Origin of the sequence: Alcaligenes sp. 13f, from assembly GCF_020496585.1 — a bacterium.
Classification (GTDB): domain Bacteria; phylum Pseudomonadota; class Gammaproteobacteria; order Burkholderiales; family Burkholderiaceae_B; genus Alcaligenes; species Alcaligenes phenolicus.
The window spans coordinates 45464-52192 of sequence record NZ_JAHKKC010000026.1; the positions used below are offsets into that span (position 1 = coordinate 45464).

At 54.5% G+C, this 6729-nt stretch carries 8 protein-coding genes; 7 read left to right on the plus strand and 1 reads right to left on the minus strand.

Annotated features, from left to right (window positions below; translation table 11 throughout):
- The first annotated feature begins 49 nt into the window (after positions 1-49).
- Both KOE80_RS17475 and KOE80_RS17480 read left to right on the plus strand, forming a co-directional pair.
- Complete coding sequence (locus tag KOE80_RS17475) at positions 50-511, plus strand: GatB/YqeY domain-containing protein (RefSeq protein ID WP_226349607.1); 462 nt, start codon at positions 50-52, stop codon at positions 509-511.
- The gene (locus KOE80_RS17480; protein ID WP_009454207.1) at positions 508-927 is read left to right on the plus strand and encodes a PaaI family thioesterase; all 420 of its coding nucleotides are present in this window, start codon (positions 508-510) and stop codon (positions 925-927) included. Before KOE80_RS17475 ends, KOE80_RS17480 begins: the two co-directional genes overlap by 4 nt.
- Before the next feature lie 196 nt (positions 928-1123).
- On the opposite strand, the gene KOE80_RS17485 is transcribed toward KOE80_RS17480, so the two are convergent.
- Positions 1124-2224 carry an alkene reductase gene (locus KOE80_RS17485; RefSeq protein ID WP_045931389.1) on the minus strand — a complete coding sequence of 367 codons (1101 nt, stop codon included), beginning with the start codon at positions 2222-2224 and terminating at the stop codon, positions 1124-1126.
- Positions 2225-2380: 156 nt separating this feature from the next.
- On the opposite strand from KOE80_RS17485, the gene KOE80_RS17490 reads away from it, so the two are divergent.
- The 5 genes from KOE80_RS17490 to KOE80_RS17510 all read left to right on the plus strand — a co-directional run bounded on the left by KOE80_RS17490 (position 2381) and on the right by KOE80_RS17510 (position 6504).
- Positions 2381-3034, plus strand: a complete 654-nt coding sequence (locus KOE80_RS17490; RefSeq protein WP_226349608.1) for a potassium channel family protein — start codon at positions 2381-2383, stop codon at positions 3032-3034.
- Positions 3035-3037: 3 nt separating this feature from the next.
- Complete coding sequence (locus KOE80_RS17495; RefSeq protein ID WP_086060517.1) at positions 3038-4405, plus strand: TrkH family potassium uptake protein; 1368 nt, start codon at positions 3038-3040, stop codon at positions 4403-4405.
- Positions 4406-4537: 132 nt separating this feature from the next.
- Positions 4538-4738 (plus strand): hypothetical protein, encoded by a 201-nt coding sequence (locus tag KOE80_RS17500; RefSeq protein ID WP_223254031.1) that lies wholly within the window; start codon positions 4538-4540, stop codon positions 4736-4738.
- Between the two features lie 76 nt (positions 4739-4814).
- Positions 4815-5426: a hypothetical protein gene (locus KOE80_RS17505; protein WP_226349609.1), complete on the plus strand. Its 612-nt coding sequence runs from the start codon at positions 4815-4817 to the stop codon at positions 5424-5426.
- 154 nt (positions 5427-5580) lie between these two features.
- A complete protein-coding gene (locus KOE80_RS17510; protein ID WP_226349610.1) occupies positions 5581-6504 on the plus strand; it encodes a formylglycine-generating enzyme family protein in 924 nt (307 codons plus the stop codon).
- Positions 6505-6729 lie beyond the last annotated feature (225 nt).

Below are 6729 nucleotides of genomic sequence, written 5' to 3' on the forward strand. Positions count from 1 at the left end.
CCCCGCCCTGCGTTAAACTAGGGCTTTGCCCGTTCAACCAGGAACCACCATGAGTCAAACACTCAAAACCCGTTTAGCTGACGATATCAAAACGGCGATGCGCGCTCGCGATAGCGGACGCCTGGAGACCTTGCGTTTTCTGCAAGCCGCGATCAAACAACGCGAAGTGGATGAACGTACCGAGCTGGGCGATGCTGAAGTAACCAGCATCATTGAAAAGCAAGTCAAGCAACGCCGCGAATCCATTCAGGCTTTTGAGTCTGCTGGTCGTACCGAAAGCGCCGAGAAAGAAAAATCCGAATTGCTGATTCTGCAGGAATATCTGCCTCAGCAAGCCGACAGCGCTGAAATTGATGCCGCCATTGCCGAGGCGATTACCCAGGCTCAGGCTGAAGGCGCTCAAGGCCCCGCTCTGATGGGCAAGGTCATGGGTTTGGTCAAAGCCAAGCTGGCCGGCCGTGCGGATATGTCCCAGGTTTCCGCTCAAGTGAAACAAAAGCTGAACCCATGAAGCATTTGCAGGCCGAACTGGCGCAGCCCAAACAGGATTTTTTCGGCACTCATATCCCCCTGATGCAGCACCTGGGCCTGCAAACTGTCAGCAGCACCGAGCAGGAAGTTATCACTTTTCTGCCCTGGCAAGCCTGTAATGCCAACTCCCGTGCCGATGTACACGGGGGCACCTTGATGGCGATTCTGGACTTTACCCTTAGCGCGGCTGCACGAGCTCAACGCCCCGGCTCGGGCATGGCCACCATAGACATGAACTCTCAGTTCCTGCTGCCTGCGCGTGGCGATGTCTGGTTCAAGGCCCAATGTCTGTACCTGGAAGGCGATACCGCTTACTGCGAAGGGGGCGGGTACGATGAGAAAGAACGCTTGCTGGTTAAAGCAGCAGCCACATTTCGGGTAGTACGCGGCAGCTAAACGCCAAGGGCAATACGGCTTGGCATGAATGGGCCGCCACGAGCTTTCTTCACGTAAAGCACTCAGCCATCCACAGACACAGCCATCCAGGGCCAGCAGCGTGTTTCCAAGCGGCTATCGGATTGAAAAGAAGCGCATTAAAAAAGCCCGTTTGATACGGGCTTTTTTATTTCCGGCTACTTCACCGCAGACAGGATCAATGCGTCTGCAAATCCTCACCCACAGGCTGATCCCATTCAGGGCTGGACTTCAAGAAGGGATAATCCGTGTAGCCTTTGGGTCCCTGGGTATAGAAGGAGCTTTGATCCCAGGCATTCAAGGGAGCACGCAATTGCAAACGCAAGGGCAAGTCCGGATTGGACAAAAAAGCCTTACCGAACGACACGGCATCTGCCATGCCTTTGGATAAAGTGGTCTGTGCCGTGGGCAAATCAAAATGTTCGTTGGCGATAATTGCACCACCAAACTGACATTTGATCATGGGCAACAAGCTGTCCGAAGCCGGGCTTTCACGCAGGAACAAGAAGGCAATATCACGTCGATCCAGCTCACAAGCCACATAAGAGAACAAACGGGCAGGATCGGAATCCTTCATCCCATGCAAACCACCGCGCGGGGATAAATGCACGCCGACTCGGCCAGCCCCCCAAATGGCCACACAGGCATCCACAATCTCCAACAGGAAACGCGCCCGGTTTTCAATCGAACCGCCATACGCATCCGTGCGGGTATTGGAGCCATCATGCAGGAACTGGTCGATCAAATAACCATTGGCTCCATGGATCTCCACCCCGTCAAAACCGGCGCTGAGTGCATTTTGAGCCGCAACGGAAAAATCATCCACAATATCGGCAATTTCTTCGCTACGTAAGGCACGCGGCACCACAAAAGGACGCTCGGGGCTTAAATGGCTGACCATGCCCTCACAGGCAATTGCGCTGGGCGCCACCGGAATTTGACCATTCAGAAACTCCGGATCAGAGACACGCCCCACATGCCACAACTGCAGCACAATACGGCCACCCTTGGCGTGTACAGCCTCGGTAATTGTGCGCCACGCATCCACTTGAGCACTACTCCAGATGCCCGGCGTGTGAGCATAGCCCACACCTTGCGGCGATACCGAAGTGGCTTCGGCTACAATCAGCCCCGCACTGGCCCGCTGACAATAGTACATACGCATCAAATCATTGGGCATACGGCCCTCCGAGGCGCGCGCGCGTGTCATGGGCGCCATGATGATGCGGTTCATGAGTTCAATATCACCCAGTTTGATTGGATCAAACAAACTAACCATTGTTTTACACTGTCCACTATTGATGTTTCCGCCAGGGCTTGAACGACACGCGCCCAAGGGAATACCCGATAAGGGTTTTTACCAGATATGTCTTTATACCATCAACGCTTAATTTGGCTTGAAATTGTTTCAAGCATCAAACGGATCAAATAAGCTATGGCACAGTTCGCCGTCATAGGATTAGGCCGCTTCGGTTCGGCCTGCGCCCTGGAACTCATGAAAATGGGCCACTCCATACTGGGAGTGGATACCAATCCCAAATTGGTCAACAAATATGCGGACCAATTAAACCGTGCCGTCATTGCCGATGTCACTGACCGCCAGGCTTTGGAAGAGCTGGGGCTGGACAATTATGACGTAGTTCTGGTTGCAATTGGGGCTGATATTGAGGCTTGCCTGGTTTGCGTGGTTCACCTGAAAAGTTTCGGGGTTCCCACCATCTGGGCCAAAGCCATTTCCCACGCCCAGCATTTGATCCTGGCCAAAATCGGCGTAAACCGGATTATTCACCCCGAAGAAGAAATGGGCATACGAGTCGCCCAAATGCTGAGCTACCCCATGGTCAACGACTACATCACCCTGGGTAATGGCGATTACATTGTGGAAGTAACGGCCAGCGACAATATGAATGGCCAGACCATCAAAGACGTGTTGCGCGAGCAGATGGACGATGTACAAGTGCTGCTGGTCAAGCGGCGTGGTCAAACCACCATCCAGCCCGATGCCGATTTTGCCCTGCATGCCAAAGACTTGCTGATTCTGCTTGGACAGTTGCAAGCACTTCGTACCGCCGCCCCCAAACTGGTTTGATGTATGCGCAACTGGCTGCCCAATAGTCTTACCCGCCGTCTTGAGGTCAATCCTCACGCCCGCACCCTGAGTGCCAGCCCACCGCTGGTGCTGGCCCTGGGCTTTATGGCTCTGATTATCCTGGGCGCTATTTTGCTCAGCCTGCCGCAAGCGGCCGAACACCGCCTGGGTATTTTCCAGGCCTTGTTCATGGCCACCTCGGCCGTCACCGTCACGGGTCTGGCGGTGATTGACCCCGCCACAGATTTAACCCACTTTGGGCAAATTGTTCTGGCATTGCTGGTGCAAATTGGCGGCATGGGCTTTGTGACCTTTGCCGTGATCGCCGCCATCACCATGCACAAGCGCATCAGTGTCAGCCAACAAGCGCTGGCACTGGAAGCCTTTAATCAAACCAGTGTGTCCCGCATTCGCAGCACGGCTTTTCAGGTATTCAAGATTGCCGCCCTGATTGAACTGACCGCCGCTGCGATTTTATTTCTGCGCTGGACGATTGATTTGCCCTGGACCACGGCTTTGTATCGGGCCCTGTTCCATGCGGTGACCGCCTTCAATAACGCGGGCTTTTCCTTGTTCCATGACTCCCTGATCCCTATTTCCGGCGATTTTGTTTCGGTCATGACCTTATCGGGCCTGATTATTCTGGGTGGTATCGGTTTTACCGTTCTGGCCGATGTAGGACAAAAAAAGCGCTGGCAAACCCTGTTGCCCTATACCAAGCTGATTTTGCTGGGCACCCTGATTCTGAACCTGATCGGTTTTTTCAGCCTTTGGGCACTGGAATTCACTAACCCCAACACCCTGGGCATGCTCGGCGTGGGCGACCAGGCACTGGCGGCCTGGATGCAAAACGCCGCCACGCGTACCGCCGGCTTTACCACCATGGACATTGCCAGCCTGCGCGACAGCACCCAACTGACGCTGATCGTGCTGATGCTGATTGGCGGCGGCTCGCTCAGTACCGCCAGCGGTATCAAAATCGGCACCTTGATTGTTTTGCTGGCTGCCGTACGCTCTTACATCCGTCAGCGAGAAGAAGTGGTCCTGATGGAGCGCAGCGTCGCCCCTGAAACCGTCCAGAAAGCCCTGGCCCTGTTTTTGATTACCGGCGCCCTGTATTTCATCAGCGTCCTGCTCTTGACGCTATTCGAGGACATGCCCATCACCAGCCTGCTGTTTGAAGCCGCCTCGGCCTTGAGCACCACCGGCATGAGCCACGGTATTACTCACAAACTGTCCACGCCCAGCCAGATCCTGATCATGGTGCTGATGTTCGCTGGCCGACTTGGCCCTCTGACCCTGATTTACTCGCTGGCCACACGCAAGCGCAGCCGTATTCGCTACCCGGAAGGCAACTTCCAGGTCGGCTAAGCCCTTCGCTAAACCACAGATATACAAGAAGTTTTAAGAAAAACGACTATTGTCATCGATTTTTGGTATGGTTAACGGATGTAAACATCGAACAACTACTGATCAGGACGCAGGCTTATGGATCACAGGAAGATGGCTACCTTAACCAAGCGCGCTGGAACCGGTCTTAGCGCGCTTTGTCGAGAACTGACCAGTCGTGGTATCAGTTACCACCCCTTGGTCGAGATGTATCAGAGTCAAATGGCCGTCATTGGTTTGCTCAGTGACGAAGTTGTCGCTCTGCGCAAAGAGCTGGACGATCTGAAAAAAGTAGTTAAGAAAAACGGCTCTTGAGCCGTTTATTTTTTGCCTGCCACTGTCGCATCTCCTCCCCCCAACCACACTCATTGAAGCGGCTCTGTTCAACCCCATGATTCTCACCCTGCCCCGTTTCTGGCTGTGCACCGCTTTAGCCTTGTGTTCTGCCACTGCCTACAGTCAAAACGATCGGGTGCTGTCTACTCAACAGCCAGCAGGCACCCCGCGCAGCATCCCACCTATCCCACCTGCCGCGCCCGTTCTGAATTACGGAACCGTCCTGTTCACGCCCGACTATCAGGGTGTACGCCTGCACACTTACCTGGATCAATGGCACAGCCAGACCCAGCTGGACTCCGGGGAGCTGGCCACGCCAGCGCGACAGGACAATCTGTTTATCGTCTTGCACTACCGCTATACCAACACGAGTCCACGTCCTCTGAACCCGCAGATCCACCGACCGCGCCTGTTTCTGATAGATCCTTCTGGACAGAAAATAGCCCCCAATCAGCGAGCCACGCAGGACTATCGCTACGCTCACGATCTGGATACTGTTGGGTCAGACAAGATCAATCCATTGGTCAGCGTCTCCGATGTCGCGGTATTTGAAATCAACCCCGCCTTATTTGACTCAAGCCGTTGGGGTTTTGTGATCCAGGAAGGCCAGCTCATCCGCATTCCTTTGAGCGTTGTTCCTGAAAAGTCGCCCGAAAACGCTGATTAAGCCTCTCCGAACCCCCTCTATTCCGATAAATCATTAAACTCTGCGCACAGACAAACCCGTCTTATGGGCAGGCATGGAATAATACGGGGCCATATAAGCGAAATTAATCAATAAAGCTCTCGCTTCGCCTGTCGTTCAGAGCAAGGAACCCAGATTGCGTCATACCCCCGTCCGGATCAGCGCCACCCTTATCGTTGCCAGCGTCCTGCTCTTGCTGGTCCTGAGATCGCTCCCCACGCGCCCCGAACCCGGCCCTGAAATGATTCCGGTAGAAGGCGGCTCTTTTATGGCCGGAAACTTCCAGGTCCCCATGCGCGTGCCCGGCGACGAACACTCCGTGCAATGGGTAGCGCAAGCCGATCAAGGCGCTCTGGACCCGTATCCGGTGGAAGTCAGCGCGTTTTCCATCATGAAAAAAGAAGCGAATAACGCCCTGTATGACCGCTTTCTGAAGCAAACCAAGCGCCCCGCCCGCTGGGAGCCGGTAAAAGGTGACGGCGAACAAGCCGCCAATATGCCCTACGACGAAGCCGAAGCCTTTTGTGCCTGGTTAGGGCAAAGCAATAGCCTGGACATGCGCTTGCCCACTGAAGCGGAATGGGAATACGCCGCCCGCAGCCGTGGCCAGCTCTTTCCCTGGGCCACCGATAATGGACAATGGCAAGCAGGCCGTAATCTTCCCGAACAAGGTCGCGAAGCAGATCAAAACAAGACGAGAGCCTTTCCGTCCAATCAGCTGGGCATCCAGGATATGGCTAACGGCCTGCATGAATGGGTCATCTCCGATCCGACCCGTGACCCGGCGCATGTGCGCATTTTTAAAGGCGGCAGCAATGAGGATGCCAGTTCACGCAACACCATCCCCACACGCGGTATCGTCTTTCCCTTGTCGGAAGCGGCTATTGAGGCCAAACCCGAACTGGCCCGCTTGAAAGGCCGCCCCGTCGGCACTGTGTATTTTCAGAACGCCACTGCGCGTTGTGTCGCACCCTTGAAGTCCAACGGCACACCACCCGTATCGGCCACACAAAACACCATCCTGCCGCCGATTTTTGATGATGTGACGGACAAGCCCTGACTGAAGGCTCCATAAGCCATTAAAGAAATCGAGTACAAAAGACACCCGAGCGCTCAAGAAGTAGTAGCACCATAAAAAAAAGCCCCTTCTAAAAGGGGCTCAGACTGCTGACAAACCCTCCCATAAAACAGCAGGCTTGTTCATAATACGTTCATGCTTAAGACCCCGACTGCTTATCAACATGAATGGGAAATGGTCACGCTGGACTCCTTGGTTCCGGGCGAC